The organism is Crassaminicella indica, from assembly GCF_019203185.1.
GTDB lineage: Bacteria > Bacillota > Clostridia > Peptostreptococcales > Thermotaleaceae > Crassaminicella > Crassaminicella indica.
This window is the reverse complement of record NZ_CP078093.1, coordinates 1,368,833-1,384,862: the sequence shown is the minus strand read 5'-3', so window position 1 is coordinate 1,384,862 and position 16,030 is coordinate 1,368,833. Positions and strand designations below refer to the sequence as shown.

The window sequence follows — 16,030 nt, the reverse complement described above, 5'->3', positions numbered from 1 at the left end:
TTTTATAACCTCCCAAGAACAAATTCCTCAAAAAATGCTTCTACATTATTTTCATCTACTGAAATAATATCACTATCATTTACTTTTACTGAAACAGCCTTAGTACATTCTCCAAGACAAAAATCAGCTTTAATAGTTACCTTATCCTCTAAATTTCTATCATCTACAATTTCCTGTAGCCTATGGATAACATTATATGCTCCTTTCAAATGACAGGCACTCCCTATACATACACGAATTGTTACCACCCTTACCACTCCCATCTTTATATAAATAATTGATTGGAAATATATATTAAATTTTTGTTTTTCAATGTTACCATCAGTATACTACCTTGTTAAAAAATTATCAACATTTTATAAAATTTTTATGGATACATATATATCCATAAATAAAATATTATGCTATTCAATAATCTTATCTACATATAATAATATAATAATGCATAAAATACATATCCCTATCCAAAGAATCCTTTTGTTCAAGCTATCCCCTCCCTGCTAATTCATTATATGAGAGGCAATATTCTTGTATTACCTAGGACAATTTTTCAAAAGGTTATTTATTTAGATGTGGATAAATGTTGTGAATAAATACGCTCTCTTAATAGGCTATATTTGAATATCTTCATAATCTTTTTAATGCTTGTCCACATATAAACAAAAAGTAAAAACAAGAGCTATGGATAAATCTGTGGATAAACTAATATATATACAGCTATTGATTTTACTCATGTTTATACTTTTTATGAAAGTTTATTCACATTTTATCCACAATAATTTTTATTTGTTTTTATCGTGCAAATTTGAATTTTTAGAAGCTTTACATATTATTCATTTTTCCTTCTTCGTGAAAATATCTAAGGATACCAATATAAATACTCCATGCTACCTGCTCTTGATATTTTCCATCCTGAAACAGTCTTTCCTCTATAGGATTAGACAAAAAACCACATTCTACTAAGACAGTTGGTATACTACATTCCTTTAACAAATATACATCACTTTTTTGTTTTGCTACTCTATTATTTCCATTATCAAGCACTCTAATTAATTCTTCCTGAATAAGCTCTGCCAGTCTTTTACTTTCCTCTGAGTTTTTAGGGTAAAAGGTTTGAGCACCATAATATTTTGACTCACTAAAGCTGTTCATATGTATACTAACAAATATATCAGCATTGCTCTCGTCTCTTAGCTTCTTTCTATTCCTTAAATCCTCATTTTTCTTCTTTCTGATGCTTCCATCATCAGTATATAATCCAACATCTTTATCTCTTGTTAAAAGAACAATAGCACCATCCTGCTCTAATAATCTTCTTACTTTTAGTGCAATCTCAAGATTAATATGACTCTCTAAAATACCATTTTTCCCAACAGCTCCTCCATCTATTCCTCCATGACCTGCATCTATTATAATCACTTTATTTAAAGTGATTGTTTTGAATATTTCTAACGCTTGATTCATACAAAAAATCAAAAGCATCGCAATAATAATCATAAATCCTAATGCAAACCACTTTTTCCTTATGATCAGTATGCTCATCTTATTGAATCCTCCCTATTTTTTTCTATTTAATCTTATTCAATAGAAAAAAATATATGAAAAAAAACAGAGTTTTCACTCTGCTTTATAACCTAATACTATTTTTCTATTTTAATATATCCTTTTTTTACTAGCTTATTGATATGGTCATCTACCTTTTCCTTTATATTTATTCCATATTCTTCCTCAAGTACAAACATCATAGACACAGCAACCTGTGCTACATCTAAAAGCTCTTTACTTATCATCTCCACTACTTCCTGCTCCTTTAGATGTATTTTTTCACCATTCATTCCTCTAAATTTTCCTATTGCCTGTGCCAATTCTCCTGCTTCCTCCATTAGCTTTAAACAAGTAGACTCAAGACTTAGCTGTAAATTATTTAACTTTGGCAAACTAATTTGCTTAAAAGCTGTATAATTATCCATTATTTTATTTCTCCCCCTTCTAAAGGATCAAGTATTGGAAAAATAAAGCAGAGATTATCATCTACTTATTTTGAGATCAATGTTTTATTTTTCTTTTCTTCCAATCTTCTATCTATAAATCTCCTTATCGCCATGATTATAACCGATATAGCAGGAACACCTAAAAACATACCAATGACACCGAATAAGCTTCCTCCTAAAACAATGGAGAATATAATCCAAAGTGGGCTAACACCCATTTTATCTCCTAAAATTTTAGGACCTAAATATAACCCGTCAAATTGCTGTAATAAAAATAGGAAAAAAAGTACCCACAATGCTTTTTTTATGCTAACAAAAGCTACAAAAATAAATCCTATAATAGCACCAATAAAAGGTCCAAAATATGGAATCATATTAGAAACCATTACAATTGTTCCTATTAACAACGTATATGGACTTTTCATCAAAGATAGAACTATTAAAGCTATTATTCCAATAATAAATGAATCAATAGATTTTCCTATTACAAACTTTACAAAGGTATTATCTGCTTCTTTACAAAATTTCTTAAAATTATCTACATATTTATCCTCAAGCAATGCTCTTAATAATCTTTCTGCACCTTTTAATAACTTATCCTTGTCAATTAAAATATAAAAGGATACTACTAATGATAAAAGGATATTTAATGTTCTTGAGGTAATATCAATAATACTAAGCATCAGATTAGTTAAACTAGCTTTAAATATTTGACTACCTTTATGGAACAGCTCATTAATATTTTTTCGCAATTCTCCTTCTATATCATACACATCATGTTTATATAAATTATCAATCCAAGCTACAAGTCTTTGTTCATGCTCTTCAATAAATGTCGGGAAGGTACTCAACAAATCCTTAATGCTCATAGCAATTCTTGGAACAACCCAAGAAATGATAAGAACTATAATCAATATCAATATAATAAATACTAAAACCGTACTAATTAATCTATTATATTTTGTTTTTTTATTTAACTTAAAAGCTTTGTTTACTAAATTGCGCTCAAACCATTTCACCATCGGGTTTAAAATATATGCAATTAGTACAGATGCCATAAATGGTTTTAATACATTTACAATTTTTCCTATTTTCGTGGAAACAGAGGAATATAAATCATTCATATTATCCATAAACTTATAAAATACAATAGAAAGAATCACAACTATAAGTATATTCATATAATGCCCAAATTTTCTTTTTTGGTACCAGCCTTTCACCCTCATCCTCTCCATTTCTCAACCAATCATTATATATAATTGTATCATTCTTTAGTAAATCCTTAATTCTTATTAACATTTTCGATAGTTGCCAATTCATATCCCATATCTCTATATCATTTCATTACTATACAAGTTTCTATAATAGTCTTTAAATTCTTTTAAAATCATAGTCCATTTAATTAGCCTTTCTCCTAAATAGTTAGGATCAATATTGTTATCTTGCAATCTAATAATGCATATATACTCTTTTCCTTCTTCATCAATACAAATCTCATCATCATATCCATGCTCTTTTATTAGCTCACCTGTCATACTTAATTAATTTCTCTTTTTATTTTTTCTATATCTTCTTTACTTAATTCTGATGCCTTTATAATTTTTTCAATATCTACTCCTAATAGTAATAAATTCCTTATCATTTCTTTCTTTCCTTGCTGTATTCCCTTTTTTTCTCTATAATTAAATTCTTCTTCTAGCTTTCTTCCTAAATTGCTCACCATATCATCCACCTCCATTTCTGATACTTCTACCAGTAATCTATATATATTCTCTCTTTTCTCTCCTTCAAATCTATTCTTAAATATATTTAAAAGCCAACTTCTAAACGATTTTTCCTGCTCCTTTGTTGCACTACTTCTTATTATTCTTCCTATTAATTTAAGTCTTTTTATTATTTCTTCTATTTCTACATCTTGATCTAATAAAAATACACTACTTACTACATTTGCTATATTAAATAATTCTTCCTTATCCATTCTATTTACATCAAATAATAAATATTTAAAGTTTACAACATTTTCTTCGAATAATTCATATCCATTTAATATTTCTTTAAAGCTTCTTACTGCTGTCCATTTATTCTTTCCATTGTATAATACTATCGGCACTATTACTGGTAATCTATAATTTTTTCTCTTCTTGATATTTTCATCTGTATTTTTAAGCTCATCTCTCCATATCTCTGTCATATACATCAAGAGCCTTATTGGCATTCTAAAATCTACTCTCGATTGTAGCTCTAATAATACATAAAATATTACATCTTTTCCATCTATATTCACTTTATATACTATATCTGCTTCTTCCTCTTTAAAATCTTCTTGTATAAATTCTTTATCTATTAGTATTAAATTTTCTTCTTCTATTATATCTACCCATTCTTTTTTTACAAAGCTTTTTAAAAAATCTATGAAATTCTTTTTATGTGAAAGTATATGTTTATATCCTAAATCATGTTCATTATATAGTTTCCTATCTTTTCCCATCTAATCACCATCTTCTTTGGTATATATTTATTATACCATACAAATAATTCATCATAAGTCTTGTTTTATAACATATATTATAGTAATCTTCTTTTTCACTATGCTCTTCTCTAAGCTTTTTTTCGATTTCATAAAGCTTGGTACCTTAATCCATCAATACTTTTCCTAAGATCCGTAGTCCCACAAGCTAAGTATACTATATCTATTTTATCTATATATCTATATTTAACATGTCCTCATAATCGCTTCCAAAACGGATGATAGAGAAGCCTTGTCATTATTTTGAATATATATTTTGGCTTTTCCTATCTCAATTTTAATACTATTTGCTGGATACGATGTAGATGTAGTAGATACGTTTTTAGAAGTTTTTTCTTTAAGGTTGACAGCATGAAATACCTGATGATCTTTCTTTTTGATATTTTTTCTTCCATAAGTAAGGTACAAACTACTAGGCAGAAAATATTTGACGGTTACAGAAATTCTCTTCATTAGAAGCTCTAAAAAAAGATTATCGAATTTATCGAATTCTACAACAACAGAAGATATCAAAAAAAATTAGGATGCTTGACTCCGATGGAATATCGAAATCAAGCACCCATATGTGTATAATTTTAATTAAATTACCTGTCTACTTGACATGTATCAGTTCATTCTCCCAACGCTTTGATATCGTAACAAGCATACTTTGTAATTCCAAGCAAACTTGTTTGGTAATTGATAAAATATTATCTCTTGGAGAACTGTGGTGCACGTCTTGCTTTTTTCAATCCGTATTTCTTTCTTTCCTTCATTCTTGGATCTCTTGTTAAGAAACCTGCTTTTTTAAGGATTGGTCTAAGCTCTCCTTCAGCTTTTAATAAAGCTCTTGAAATACCATGTCTTAACGCTCCAGCTTGTCCTGTGAATCCACCACCATGAACCTTTGCTATAACGTCAAACTTACCTTCAGTTTCAGTAAGTACAAGAGGCATTCTAACGTCTCTTTTTAATGTTTCATAATCAAAGTATTGATCTATATCTCTTCCATTGATTGTGATTTTTCCTTCTCCTGGAACTAATCTAACTCTAGCAATAGAAGTTTTTCTTCTACCTGTTCCGTAGTATTGTACTTTCGCCATTATATTTCCTCCTTCCCCATCAAACTTATATATCTAAAGTTTCTGGCTTTTGAGCTTCATGATTATGCTCAGAACCGCTGTATACTTTTAATTTCTTAAACATTTTTCTTCCTAAGCTGTTTTTTGGAAGCATACCCTTTACTGCGAATTCAATAATTCTTTCAGGATGCTTTTGTAGCATTTGCTTATAAGTCATTTCTTTCATATGACCTACATAACCTGTATGATGTCTGTACATCTTTTGATCCATTTTCTTTCCAGTTACTTCAACCTTTTCTGCATTGATCACAATTACATAATCTCCTGTGTCAACGTGTGGTGTATATGTTGGTTTATTTTTTCCTCTTAGAATTGCTGCAATTTGTGAAGCTAAGCGACCTAATCTTTTTCCCTCAGCGTCTACTACATACCTCTTTCTTTCTACTTCATGTGGCTTAGCAACGAATGATTTCATGTGTTTCCCTCCTAACACTTCTTTTCATAATCTATCGCGTCTATATTTAAAAAAACCGGGGCTAGTGGTTTTTTTAATATGCACATTACCCAAATATTATATTACATGTATCCGTGTGTGTCAAGGAATAATAGGCAGTTGATAAAAAACTTTTGATAGATATAATCCTTGAGGTGGTGCTGTATGACCTGCTTTTTCCCTTTTTCCACTTTTTATAATATATGGAATATCTTCTACTTTTATTTTACCTATTCCTACATCTACTAAAGTCCCTGCTATTATTCTTACCATATTGTATAAAAACCCATTTCCTATTGCTTTAATAATTAATATTTCATCTTTTTTATAAACCTGTAAAGCATAAATATTTCTTATAGTATCTACTACACCACTTTTAGATGCCATAAAGCCTTTAAAATCATGTTCTCCAACAAAATAATCACAAGCCATTTTCATTTTTTCTATATTTAAAGGCTTAGGAACAAAATATGTATAATTTCGAAGTATTGGACTTCTTATCGCTCCATTATAGATTTTATAAATATACTCTTTCCCAACAGCATTATATCTAGCATGAAAGTCTTTAGGAACTTCTATCGCATTCTTAATTGAGATTTCCTTTGGTAATAAGGCATTTAATGCTAAAGGAATTTTTTCAACAGGAATGCTAAATTTCTCACAAAAATTTGCTACCTGTCCTAAAGCATGAACTCCTGCATCTGTTCTACCTGAACCATTAATCTTTACAGGCTTCTTCATTATTTTCTCTAGTGATTTTTCAATCACTTCCTGCACAGTTCTAGCATTTGGCTGTATCTGCCAACCACTAAAATTTGTACCATCATATTCTATAATTAATTTTACATTTTTCATATCCTTCACCTTTATCATAGATCTTTTCTAAAATTTGCTTAGTTCGTTCAAACGATCAAGGTTCTATTTTATAAATAATTTATACTTTTTTATATAAAACGATCTAAAATTACAGCTATTAATAGGATTGCTGTAACTATACCAGTTACAAAATCTCTTTTATGAAGCATTAGCTCTCTCATTCTCGTTCTGTTTTCGCCACCTCTATAGCACCTTGCCTCCATTGCCATTGCTAGTTCATCTGCTCTTCTAAAAGCACTGATAAAAAGAGGTACTAATAAAGGGACTAGACTCTTTGCACGACTTAATATATTCCCACTCTCAAAATCTGCTCCTCTTGCCATTTGCGCTTTCATAATCTTATCCGTCTCTTCTAAAAGTGTAGGTATAAATCTTAAAGCTATAGTCATCATCATAGCAAGCTCATGAGCAGGCACACCAATTTTTTTAAATGGATTAAGGAGCTTTTCTATACCATCTGTAAGCTGTATAGGTGATGTTGTAAGAGTTAAAATAGATGTTCCAACAATTAATAATATCAATCTTGTAGCCATAAATACGGCCTGATGGATACCTTCTAAGGTAATATCTAATGGGCCTAATTGATATATTATTTCTCCTTTTGTCATAAAAATATTCATACTAAAGGTAAGAATAATTATTAAAAACAATGGTTTAAGACCTTTTAGCATATATTTAAAAGGTACTTTTGATAAAAAAATGGTTGTTCCTAAAAAAAACAATATATAACTATATGCAAAAAAATCTTTCACAATAAATAGTGAAGCAATATATATAAATGTTGAGACAATTTTTACTCTTGGATCTAATCGGTGTATGACTGAGTTTGTTGGATAGTATTGTCCTATTGTAATATCTCTTAACATTTCGCCTATCTCCCTATCATTTTTAATATTTCATTTTTTGCATCTTCTACCGTAAAAACTTCTTCTCTTACTGACATTCCCATAGCTCTCAATTTTTTCATCAGATAGGTAATTTGAGGTACCAAAAGTCCAATACTTTTTAGAAGCTCTACATTCTTAAAAACCTCACTAGGCTTTCCTGTTAATGCTATATTTCCTTTATGCATTACAATAATTCTATCTACCAATCTTGCAATGTCCTCCATGCTATGGGATACTAAAATAATAGTCATTTTATATTTTTTATGAAGCTCTTTTATTTGATTTAATACTTCATCACGAGCTTTAGGGTCAAGACCTGCAGTAGGTTCATCTAATATTAATATTTCTGGCTTCATAGCAATGACGCCTGCTATAGCTACTCTTCTTTTTTGTCCTCCACTAAGTTCAAAAGGAGATCGCTCCTTTATTTCATTATAAGATAATCCAACGAGTTCAATAGCTTCTTTTACTCTATTTTCTATTTCAGAATCATTAAGTCCTAAATTTTTCGGTCCAAAGGCTACATCCTTATAAACAGTTTCTTCAAAAAGCTGATGCTCTGGATATTGAAATACAAGACCAACTTTTCGTCTTATTTCTTTTAACGATACATCTTTTTTAGTAATATCAAATCCATTAATGATTATTTTCCCAGATGTAGGTTTAAGAAGACCATTTAAATGCTGAGTAAGTGTAGATTTCCCCGAACCAGTATGCCCAATAAGACCTATAAATTCTCCCTTTTCAATTGTTATATTTATATTGTTGAGTGCAGTTGATTCAAACGGACTATTTGCATTATATACATGCGTTAAATTTTCAATTATAATTGACATAAGTAATTCACCATCTCATCTATTGTTAATATATTTGTTGGAATATTCATGCCTTCTTTTTTAAGCTGATGTGCAAGCTCCGTTATCTGAGGTACATCTAATCCTAATTTTTTTAAGGTATCTACTTGTGAAAATACTTCTTTTGGTGTTCCTTCTAAGACTATATTTCCTTCCTCCATTACAACAATCCGATCCGCATTTACAGCTTCATCCATAAAGTGAGTAATATGAACAATAGTAATACCTTCTTGTTTATTCAGCTTTAAAATCGTATCCATAACCTCTTTTCTTCCCACTGGATCAAGCATTGCCGTAGGCTCATCAAAAATAATACATTCGGGTTTCATCGCAATAACCCCAGCAATGGCAATTCTTTGTTTTTGTCCTCCTGATAATAAATGAGGTCCTTTTTTTCTAAATTCTATCATATCTACAGTCTTTAATGCTTCTTCTACTCTTTTTCGAATCTCTTCTGGCTCAATCCCTAAGTTCTCAAGCCCAAAGGCCACATCTTCTTCTACAATAGTTGCTACAATCTGATTATCAGGATTTTGAAATACCATTCCTGCAGTTTGTCGTATCTCCCAAGTATTTTTTTCCTCTAATGTATCTAATCCTTTTACATAAACCTTACCACCACTTGGAAGAAGTAAGGCATTCATATGTTTTGCCATCGTTGACTTCCCAGAACCATTATGTCCAATAACTACTAAAAATTCACCTTTTTTTACATTTAATGAAACTTTTTTTAGTGCCTGAACCTTTTCTTCTTCATCTTTTCTGTATTCATAAACTAAATCATGTATTTTTATAATATTTTTCATTGAATCAACCTCATTCATACATTATTCCTATATATTATACCTCTTATTTTGTAGAATACCAATAGATTGTTCCCTTTTTATCAACAAATGTTTACAAATATAAAAATAAAAGGGACTAAGTTATTCACTTAATCCCTTACTTTCTTATACTAATTCTATAATAACCATTTCAGCAGCGTCCCCTCTACGAGGTCCTAGCTTTAATATTCTTGTATATCCACCATTTCTATCTTGATACTTTGGAGCTAATTCATCAAATACCTTTTTTACTACTGTTTCATCTAATATGAAAGCAAGTGCTTGACGTCTTGCATGTAAATCTCCTCTTTTTCCAAGAGTAATCATCTTTTCTGCAAGCTTACGCGTTTCTTTTGCTCTTGTTTCAGTAGTTTTGATACGTCCTTCTTTTAACAGGCTTGTAACAAGATTTCTTAGCATTAGCTTTCTATGACCTGTTGGACGGCCTAATTTACGATGTCCTGCCATGTCTTTTCCCTCCTTCGACCTATACTATTCTTCACTAGGTTTTAAGCTCAAACCAAGTTCCTGTAGTTTGTGCTGTACTTCTTCAAGGGATTTCTTACCTAGATTTCTTACCTTCATCATATCTTCTTCTGATTTTTGAGTAAGCTCTTCTACTGTATTAATTCCAGCTCTTTTTAGACAGTTATATGATCTTACCGAAAGTTCAAGCTCTTCAATGGTCATTTCCATTACTTTTTCTTTCTTGTCTTCTTCTTTTTCTACCATAATCTCCACATTATCTACGTGATCTGTTAAATCAATGAATAATCTTAAGTGATCATTCATGATTTTAGCACCTAAAGAAACACCTTCATCTGGTTTTATACTACCATCCGTCCATATTTCTAGAGTAAGCTTGTCATAATCTGTAACTTGCCCAACTCTTGTATTTTCCACGTGATAACTAACTTTTCTAACAGGAGTATAGATAGAATCAACAGGGATCACACCTATAGGCATTCCTAGTGTCTTATTATTCTCTGCTGGAACATATCCTCTACCCTTAGAAAGTGATATTTCCATCACTAATTTTGCATCATCTTCTAAAGTTGCAATATGAAGATCAGAATTTAATATTTCCACATCTGCATCTGCAATAATATCACCTGCAGTTACCACTCCTGGGCCTTGAGCTTCAATTCTCGCAACCTTTGGTTCATTAGAATGAATTTTTGCAGATAATTCTTTTAGATTTAAGATGATTTCTGTAAGATCTTCTTTTACTCCTGGAACTGTAGAAAATTCGTGAAGTACGCCCTCAACCTTAACAGATGTAACTGCAACACCAGGAAGAGATGATAACAATATTCTTCTTAGGCTATTTCCTAATGTAATCCCATAACCTCTCTCTAAAGGTTCAACAACAAACTTCCCATACGTATTGTCTTCACTTAGTTCTACACACTCAATTTTTGGCTTTTCTATCTCAATCATAATTTTAACCCTCCTTATTCCTTTTTATCTATACACTATGAGGGTAACTGATTCTAGTACTTATTATCTTGAATATAACTCGACAATTAAGTGTTCAGCTATTGGAATATCAATATCTTCTCTAGTTGGAAGAGAAACTACTTTCCCCTCTAAGCTTTCAGCATTTACTTCTACCCATTTTGGTACATTTGTTGCAGCTTCAGTCATTGCTTTAAACTTAGGAGATTTTGCACTCTTTTCTCTTACTTTGATAACATCACCAACAGAAACTAAGAAAGAAGGAATATCTACTTTCTTACCGTTTACTGTAAAGTGCCCATGTCTTACTAATTGTCTTGCTTCTTTTCTTGATGCTGCAAATCCCATTCTATATACAACATTATCAAGTCTAGTTTCAAGGATTGATAGTAAGTTTTCACCAGTGATACCTTGCATTTTTTCAGCTTTTTCAAAATAAGTTCTGAATTGAGTTTCTAATAACCCATAGTATCTCTTAGCTTTTTGCTTTTCTCTTAATTGTAAACCATAGTTGGATAATTTCTTTCTTCCTTGTCCATGTTGTCCTGGAGCATATGCTCTTCTACTTACTGCACATTTATCTGAATAACATCTTTCACCTTTTAAATATAGCTTTTGTCCTTCTCTACGACAAAGTCTACAAGATGGTCCTGTATATCTTGCCATTATTCTTACACCTCCTAATCCTTATTAAACTCTTCTACGTTTTGGTGGTCTACATCCATTATGTGGTATTGGAGTAACATCTTTAATTAAGCTTATTTCAAGTCCAGCTGTTTGAAGTGCTCTAATTGCAGCTTCTCTTCCAGCTCCTGGTCCTTTTACATATACTTCTACTGTTTTTAGTCCATGTTCCATAGCAGTTTTAGCTGCAGCTTCTGCTGCCATTTGTGCTGCAAATGGAGTAGATTTTCTTGAACCTTTAAAGCCTAATCCACCTGCACTAGCCCATGATAGTGCGTTTCCTTGTAAATCAGTAAGCGTAACAATCGTATTGTTGAAAGTTGATTGAATATGTGCTTGACCACGTTCTATATTTTTACGCTCGCGTCTTTTTCTACGAGTTTTCGCTGCTTTTTTAGCTACCATGCCATTTACCCTCCTTTAACTATTTCTTTTTCTTACGTCCAACTGTTTTCTTAGGTCCTTTTCTAGTTCTTGCATTTGTTTTTGTTTTTTGACCTCTTACTGGAAGACCTCTTCTATGACGTATTCCTCTATAACAACCAATTTCTTTTAATCTTTTAATGTTTAAAGCAATCTCTCTACGAAGATCACCTTCAACTTGATATTCATTATCTATAATTTGTCTTAACTTACCTACTTCCTCTTCAGTAAGATCTCTTACTCTAGTATCAGGATTAATTCCTGCTTTGTCTAGTATATTATTAGATGTTTTTCTACCTATACCGTAGATATATGTTAAACCAATTTCTACTCTTTTTTCTCTTGGTAAGTCCACACCAGCGATTCTTGCCATTATTTTTACACCTCCTGAATCTGTACTCTGTAAAAAGCTTTTTATATACAATATTAGTTATAAGATTTTAATCTAAATTTAGATTAAAAGCAGCCGCACACTCATATACTAATATTTATATCATGAGATTACGTGAAACGAATTTACACGATACTAGCAAAAATATTAACCTTGCTTTTGTTTATGCTTAGGATTTTCGCAAATAACCATTACTTTGCCTTTTCTTTTTATAATTTTACACTTTTCACATATAGGTTTAACGGATGCTCTAACTTTCACTGTTATCCCTCCTTAATCACTTGCCTTTGCCTCGCCAAGTAATTCTCCCTCTAGTTAGATCATAAGGGGACAATTCAATTGTAACTGTATCACCAGGTAATATTCTGATAAAGTTCATGCGAAGCTTACCAGAAATATGTGCTAGTATTTCGTGTCCATTGTCCAATTTAACTTTAAACATGGCATTAGGCAAAGCCTCCACAACTGTGCCTTGAACCTCTATCACATCATTCTTTGCCATTAGGAAATTAACCCTCCTATTCCTAGGTTAACTAAGACCCAGTTTTTCCAGTTCACGTCTCAAAAATAAATTACTTATTTTTTCATCATTTTCTATTCTTTTTTTTACTTCATTACTGATTATATTATATTTTTGTAAGTGCTTCACCTTTTTTTTCTTTGCTTTATCAATTTTTCTTAAGTCTCCATCAGCTATTAGAACATATTGTTCATCGACAATACCGATCACAATAAATGCTCTATCTTTATCTCTTCCAGCTTTCGACTTAACTATTTGACCAACTGTAATTTCATGAGTCGTATTCACTTTTTTCACCTCTTACGCTTAAAGGCTTGTTAAAATAATTGGATCATCTTTTGTGATGACGATTGTATGTTCATAATGAGCTGAAAGCTTTCCATCTAGCGTAACAACAGTCCAATCATCACTAAGAACTCTTACTTTGTAAGTTCCCATATTAACCATTGGTTCTATTGCTAAAGCCATTCCAGCCTTCAGTCTTGGACCCTTTCCTGGAGGTCCAAAATTAGGAATTTGTGGATCCTCATGCATTTCCTGCCCTATTCCATGACCTACAAAATCTCGAACAACAGAAAAACCATTGCTCTCTACATAATTTTGTACTGCATGAGAAATATCAGATAACCGATACCCTTCTCTACAAAATTTTAATCCTTCATAAAAGCTTTGTTTGGTCACTTCTATGAGCTTTTTCGTTTGAACACTCACATTTCCTACTGGGTGAGTTTTCGCAGAATCACCATTATATCCTTTAAGTTTAGCTCCAATGTCCACACTTATAATATCGCCATCTTTTAATATTCTTAATCCAGGTATTCCGTGAACAACTTCCTCATTTATTGAAGCACAAATGCTTGCAGGAAATCCATATAAGCCCTTAAAAGCTGGTATAGCACCATGCTTTCTTATTTCTTTTTCTGCAATTTCATCTAATTCTTTTGTAGTAATACCAGGCTTTATAGCATTACGTACTGCTTCATGGGCATAAGCAACAATTTTTCCTGCATCTCTCATATATTCAATCTCTTTGCTCGACTTTAAGATAATCATTTTACTACGCTCCTAAAGCAGCTACAATATCATCAAATACTTTGCTTATTTCTTGTTGTCCATCTATTGTTGCTAGAATTTTTTTATCTTCATAATAATCAATTAGAGGTTTTGTTTCATTAAGATATACTTCAATCCTTTTAGAGACTGTTTCTTCCGTATCATCTGCTCTTTGATATAATTCATTTCCACATTTATCGCATACACCATCCACTTTAGGAGGATTGAACTTCACATGGAATGTTGCTCCACAACTTTTACAAATTCTTCTTCCGACAGCTCTTTCTACTAGTATACTTTTATCCACATCTACATTGATTACTTTATCTAGCGATGTATCCATTTTTGAAAGGACTTTATCTAATTCTTCAGCTTGCTTTACTGTTCTAGGAAATCCGTCAAGCAAGAAACCATTCTTACAATCTTCTTGTTGAAGTCTATCTTCTACAATGGCTATAACTAATTCATCCGGAACTAAAAGTCCTTGATCAATATATGCCTTTGCTTTCTTTCCTAATTCCGTTCCCTCTTTTATATTTTTTCTGAATATATCTCCAGTTGATATATGAGGTATATTAAACTTTTCAACAATTCCTGAAGCTTGTGTTCCTTTTCCTGCCCCTGGAGGCCCTAATAAGACTAATCTCATTAATATCATCTCCCGGATTTTGATGAAGGTACACATGGGGAAGCCCCCATGATTCCCTATCTATTTTAAGAAGCCTTGGTAATGTCTCATCATCATCTGTGCTTCTACTTGCTTCATTGTCTCTAATGCAACCCCTACTACAATCAACAGAGAGGTTCCACCAAATCTAAATTGCATATTTGTAAATTGCAGTATAATCGTAGGCATTACTGCAATGATTGCAAGGAATATAGCACCTGCTAATGTGATTCTATTTAATACTCTACCTAAATACTCAGAAGTCGGTTTTCCTGGACGAATTCCTGGAATAAATCCACCATGCTTTTTCATATTATCTGCAACTTCTACTGGATTAAAAGTAACTGCTGTATAGAAGTAAGTAAAGAATATAACTAGAATCATATACAAAATAGAGTAAATCCAAACTCCAGGATTTCCTGCTGGTGATAGCCACTTCTGTACAAAGCTTGAAAATGCTCCACCTTGAAAGAAATATGTTAATGTTAATGGGAATTGAAGTAGTGAAATAGCAAAGATTACAGGAATAACACCTGCTTGATTCACTTTAAGTGGAATATGTGTGCTATGTCCCCCATACATTTTTCTTCCAACTACTCTTTTTGCATATTGCACAGGAATTTTTCTTGTACCTTGTTGTATTGCTACGACACCTGCTATTACAAGCACTGCTATTACCATAAATGTTAATAAAGAAATGATGGAAACTTCTCCAATTTTTAATTTCTCAATTGTTTGTGCTACACCTAAAGGAAGTCTAGAAATGATCCCTGTAAATATAATTAGAGAAATACCATTTCCTATTCCTTTTTCAGTAATTTGTTCACCTAGCCACATTAAGAAGGCTGTTCCTGCTGTTAATGTAAGCACTACAACAGTTATTGACCAAAAATCACTTGCAATAAGTGCTTGACGGAATAGACCAACACTTACACCTGTAGCTTGAATTAAAGCCAATACAACCGTTCCATATCTTGTGTACTGTGCTATCTTTTTTCTTCCTTCTTCTCCTTCTCGAGCAAGAGCTTCTAGACTAGGTATAGCAATAGTTAAAAGCTGCATAATAATTGATGAAGTAATGTATGGTGTAATACTTAGAGCAAATATTGTAAACTTCCCAAAGGCTCCTCCTGAAAATAGGTTGAATAAACCAAAGATACCATTTTCTCCTTGCTTAAATAATTGAGCTAATATCTCTCTGTTTATCCCTGGAACAGGAATACATGAGCCTAGTCTAAATACTACCATCATCATCAACGTATAGAGCATTCTCTTTCTTAAATCGGGAATTTTCCAAGCATTTCTTAGGGTAGATAGCACG

Annotated in this window: 25 protein-coding genes; 1 reads left to right on the top strand and 24 read right to left on the bottom strand. The window is 31.7% G+C overall.

The features are described from left to right. Positions 1–2: 2 nt before the first annotated feature. From KVH43_RS06615 to KVH43_RS06585, 7 genes are all read right to left on the bottom strand, one after another. Complete coding sequence (locus KVH43_RS06615) at positions 3–248, bottom strand: (2Fe-2S) ferredoxin domain-containing protein (protein WP_218281777.1); 246 nt, start codon at positions 246–248, stop codon at positions 3–5. A gap of 574 nt (positions 249–822) precedes the next feature. Continuing rightward, positions 823–1,542, bottom strand: coding sequence for an N-acetylmuramoyl-L-alanine amidase CwlD (cwlD, locus tag KVH43_RS06610; protein WP_218281776.1), 720 nt, complete (start codon positions 1,540–1,542; stop codon positions 823–825). Between the two features lie 98 nt (positions 1,543–1,640). Continuing rightward, positions 1,641–1,970 (bottom strand): MazG-like family protein, encoded by a 330-nt coding sequence (locus KVH43_RS06605; RefSeq protein WP_218281775.1) that lies wholly within the window; start codon positions 1,968–1,970, stop codon positions 1,641–1,643. 65 nt (positions 1,971–2,035) lie between these two features. After that, positions 2,036–3,211, bottom strand: coding sequence for an AI-2E family transporter (locus tag KVH43_RS06600; RefSeq protein ID WP_218281774.1), 1,176 nt, complete (start codon positions 3,209–3,211; stop codon positions 2,036–2,038). Between the two features lie 111 nt (positions 3,212–3,322). Further along, a complete protein-coding gene (locus KVH43_RS06595; RefSeq protein WP_218281773.1) occupies positions 3,323–3,526 on the bottom strand; it encodes a hypothetical protein in 204 nt (67 codons plus the stop codon). A gap of 2 nt (positions 3,527–3,528) precedes the next feature. Then, the gene (locus KVH43_RS06590) at positions 3,529–4,479 is read right to left on the bottom strand and encodes an Rpn family recombination-promoting nuclease/putative transposase (protein ID WP_218281772.1); all 951 of its coding nucleotides are present in this window, start codon (positions 4,477–4,479) and stop codon (positions 3,529–3,531) included. A gap of 225 nt (positions 4,480–4,704) precedes the next feature. Continuing rightward, entirely contained in the window at positions 4,705–4,971 is a 267-nt protein-coding gene (locus KVH43_RS06585) for a hypothetical protein (protein WP_218281771.1), read from the bottom strand. A gap of 18 nt (positions 4,972–4,989) precedes the next feature. Between KVH43_RS06585 and KVH43_RS13430 the strand changes: the two genes are divergently transcribed. Beyond that, positions 4,990–5,091, top strand: a complete 102-nt coding sequence (locus tag KVH43_RS13430) for an IS3 family transposase (RefSeq protein WP_218284097.1) — start codon at positions 4,990–4,992, stop codon at positions 5,089–5,091. A 116-nt stretch (positions 5,092–5,207) separates the two neighbouring features. Here the strand turns inward: KVH43_RS13430 and rpsI are convergent, their stop codons facing one another. The 17 genes from rpsI to secY form a co-directional block, all read right to left on the bottom strand. After that, the gene (rpsI, locus tag KVH43_RS06575; protein ID WP_218281770.1) at positions 5,208–5,600 is read right to left on the bottom strand and encodes a 30S ribosomal protein S9; all 393 of its coding nucleotides are present in this window, start codon (positions 5,598–5,600) and stop codon (positions 5,208–5,210) included. 25 nt (positions 5,601–5,625) lie between these two features. Continuing rightward, positions 5,626–6,054, bottom strand: coding sequence for a 50S ribosomal protein L13 (rplM, locus tag KVH43_RS06570; protein ID WP_218281769.1), 429 nt, complete (start codon positions 6,052–6,054; stop codon positions 5,626–5,628). Positions 6,055–6,174: 120 nt separating this feature from the next. Further along, positions 6,175–6,927 carry a tRNA pseudouridine(38-40) synthase TruA gene (truA, locus tag KVH43_RS06565; protein ID WP_218284028.1) on the bottom strand — a complete coding sequence of 251 codons (753 nt, stop codon included), beginning with the start codon at positions 6,925–6,927 and terminating at the stop codon, positions 6,175–6,177. Positions 6,928–7,016: 89 nt separating this feature from the next. Beyond that, on the bottom strand, positions 7,017–7,814 hold the full coding sequence (locus tag KVH43_RS06560) for an energy-coupling factor transporter transmembrane component T family protein (protein WP_218284027.1): 798 nt from the start codon (positions 7,812–7,814) through the stop codon (positions 7,017–7,019). A 5-nt stretch (positions 7,815–7,819) separates the two neighbouring features. Next, a complete protein-coding gene (locus KVH43_RS06555; RefSeq protein WP_218284026.1) occupies positions 7,820–8,671 on the bottom strand; it encodes an energy-coupling factor transporter ATPase in 852 nt (283 codons plus the stop codon). Further along, a complete protein-coding gene (locus KVH43_RS06550; protein WP_338028366.1) occupies positions 8,659–9,495 on the bottom strand; it encodes an energy-coupling factor transporter ATPase in 837 nt (278 codons plus the stop codon). Before KVH43_RS06550 ends, KVH43_RS06555 begins: the two co-directional genes overlap by 13 nt. A gap of 144 nt (positions 9,496–9,639) precedes the next feature. Then, on the bottom strand, positions 9,640–9,981 hold the full coding sequence (gene rplQ, locus KVH43_RS06545) for a 50S ribosomal protein L17 (protein ID WP_218284024.1): 342 nt from the start codon (positions 9,979–9,981) through the stop codon (positions 9,640–9,642). A gap of 24 nt (positions 9,982–10,005) precedes the next feature. Beyond that, positions 10,006–10,953 carry a DNA-directed RNA polymerase subunit alpha gene (locus KVH43_RS06540; RefSeq protein ID WP_218284023.1) on the bottom strand — a complete coding sequence of 316 codons (948 nt, stop codon included), beginning with the start codon at positions 10,951–10,953 and terminating at the stop codon, positions 10,006–10,008. A gap of 63 nt (positions 10,954–11,016) precedes the next feature. Then, on the bottom strand, positions 11,017–11,637 hold the full coding sequence (gene rpsD, locus KVH43_RS06535) for a 30S ribosomal protein S4 (protein ID WP_218284022.1): 621 nt from the start codon (positions 11,635–11,637) through the stop codon (positions 11,017–11,019). Between the two features lie 24 nt (positions 11,638–11,661). Beyond that, positions 11,662–12,060, bottom strand: coding sequence for a 30S ribosomal protein S11 (rpsK, locus tag KVH43_RS06530; RefSeq protein WP_218284021.1), 399 nt, complete (start codon positions 12,058–12,060; stop codon positions 11,662–11,664). A gap of 19 nt (positions 12,061–12,079) precedes the next feature. Next, positions 12,080–12,451, bottom strand: a complete 372-nt coding sequence (gene rpsM / locus KVH43_RS06525) for a 30S ribosomal protein S13 (protein WP_218284020.1) — start codon at positions 12,449–12,451, stop codon at positions 12,080–12,082. A gap of 165 nt (positions 12,452–12,616) precedes the next feature. Beyond that, positions 12,617–12,730, bottom strand: a complete 114-nt coding sequence (rpmJ, locus tag KVH43_RS06520; protein ID WP_029267374.1) for a 50S ribosomal protein L36 — start codon at positions 12,728–12,730, stop codon at positions 12,617–12,619. A gap of 16 nt (positions 12,731–12,746) precedes the next feature. Further along, positions 12,747–12,971, bottom strand: coding sequence for a translation initiation factor IF-1 (gene infA, locus KVH43_RS06515; protein WP_218284019.1), 225 nt, complete (start codon positions 12,969–12,971; stop codon positions 12,747–12,749). Positions 12,972–12,998: 27 nt separating this feature from the next. Then, entirely contained in the window at positions 12,999–13,277 is a 279-nt protein-coding gene (locus KVH43_RS06510; protein ID WP_338028365.1) for a KOW domain-containing RNA-binding protein, read from the bottom strand. Between the two features lie 18 nt (positions 13,278–13,295). Further along, positions 13,296–14,042: a type I methionyl aminopeptidase gene (map, locus tag KVH43_RS06505; protein ID WP_218284017.1), complete on the bottom strand. Its 747-nt coding sequence runs from the start codon at positions 14,040–14,042 to the stop codon at positions 13,296–13,298. Between the two features lie 4 nt (positions 14,043–14,046). Next, positions 14,047–14,691, bottom strand: coding sequence for an adenylate kinase (locus KVH43_RS06500; protein WP_218284016.1), 645 nt, complete (start codon positions 14,689–14,691; stop codon positions 14,047–14,049). Between the two features lie 60 nt (positions 14,692–14,751). After that, on the bottom strand, positions 14,752–16,029 hold the full coding sequence (gene secY / locus KVH43_RS06495; RefSeq protein ID WP_218284015.1) for a preprotein translocase subunit SecY: 1,278 nt from the start codon (positions 16,027–16,029) through the stop codon (positions 14,752–14,754). Position 16,030 lies beyond the last annotated feature (1 nt).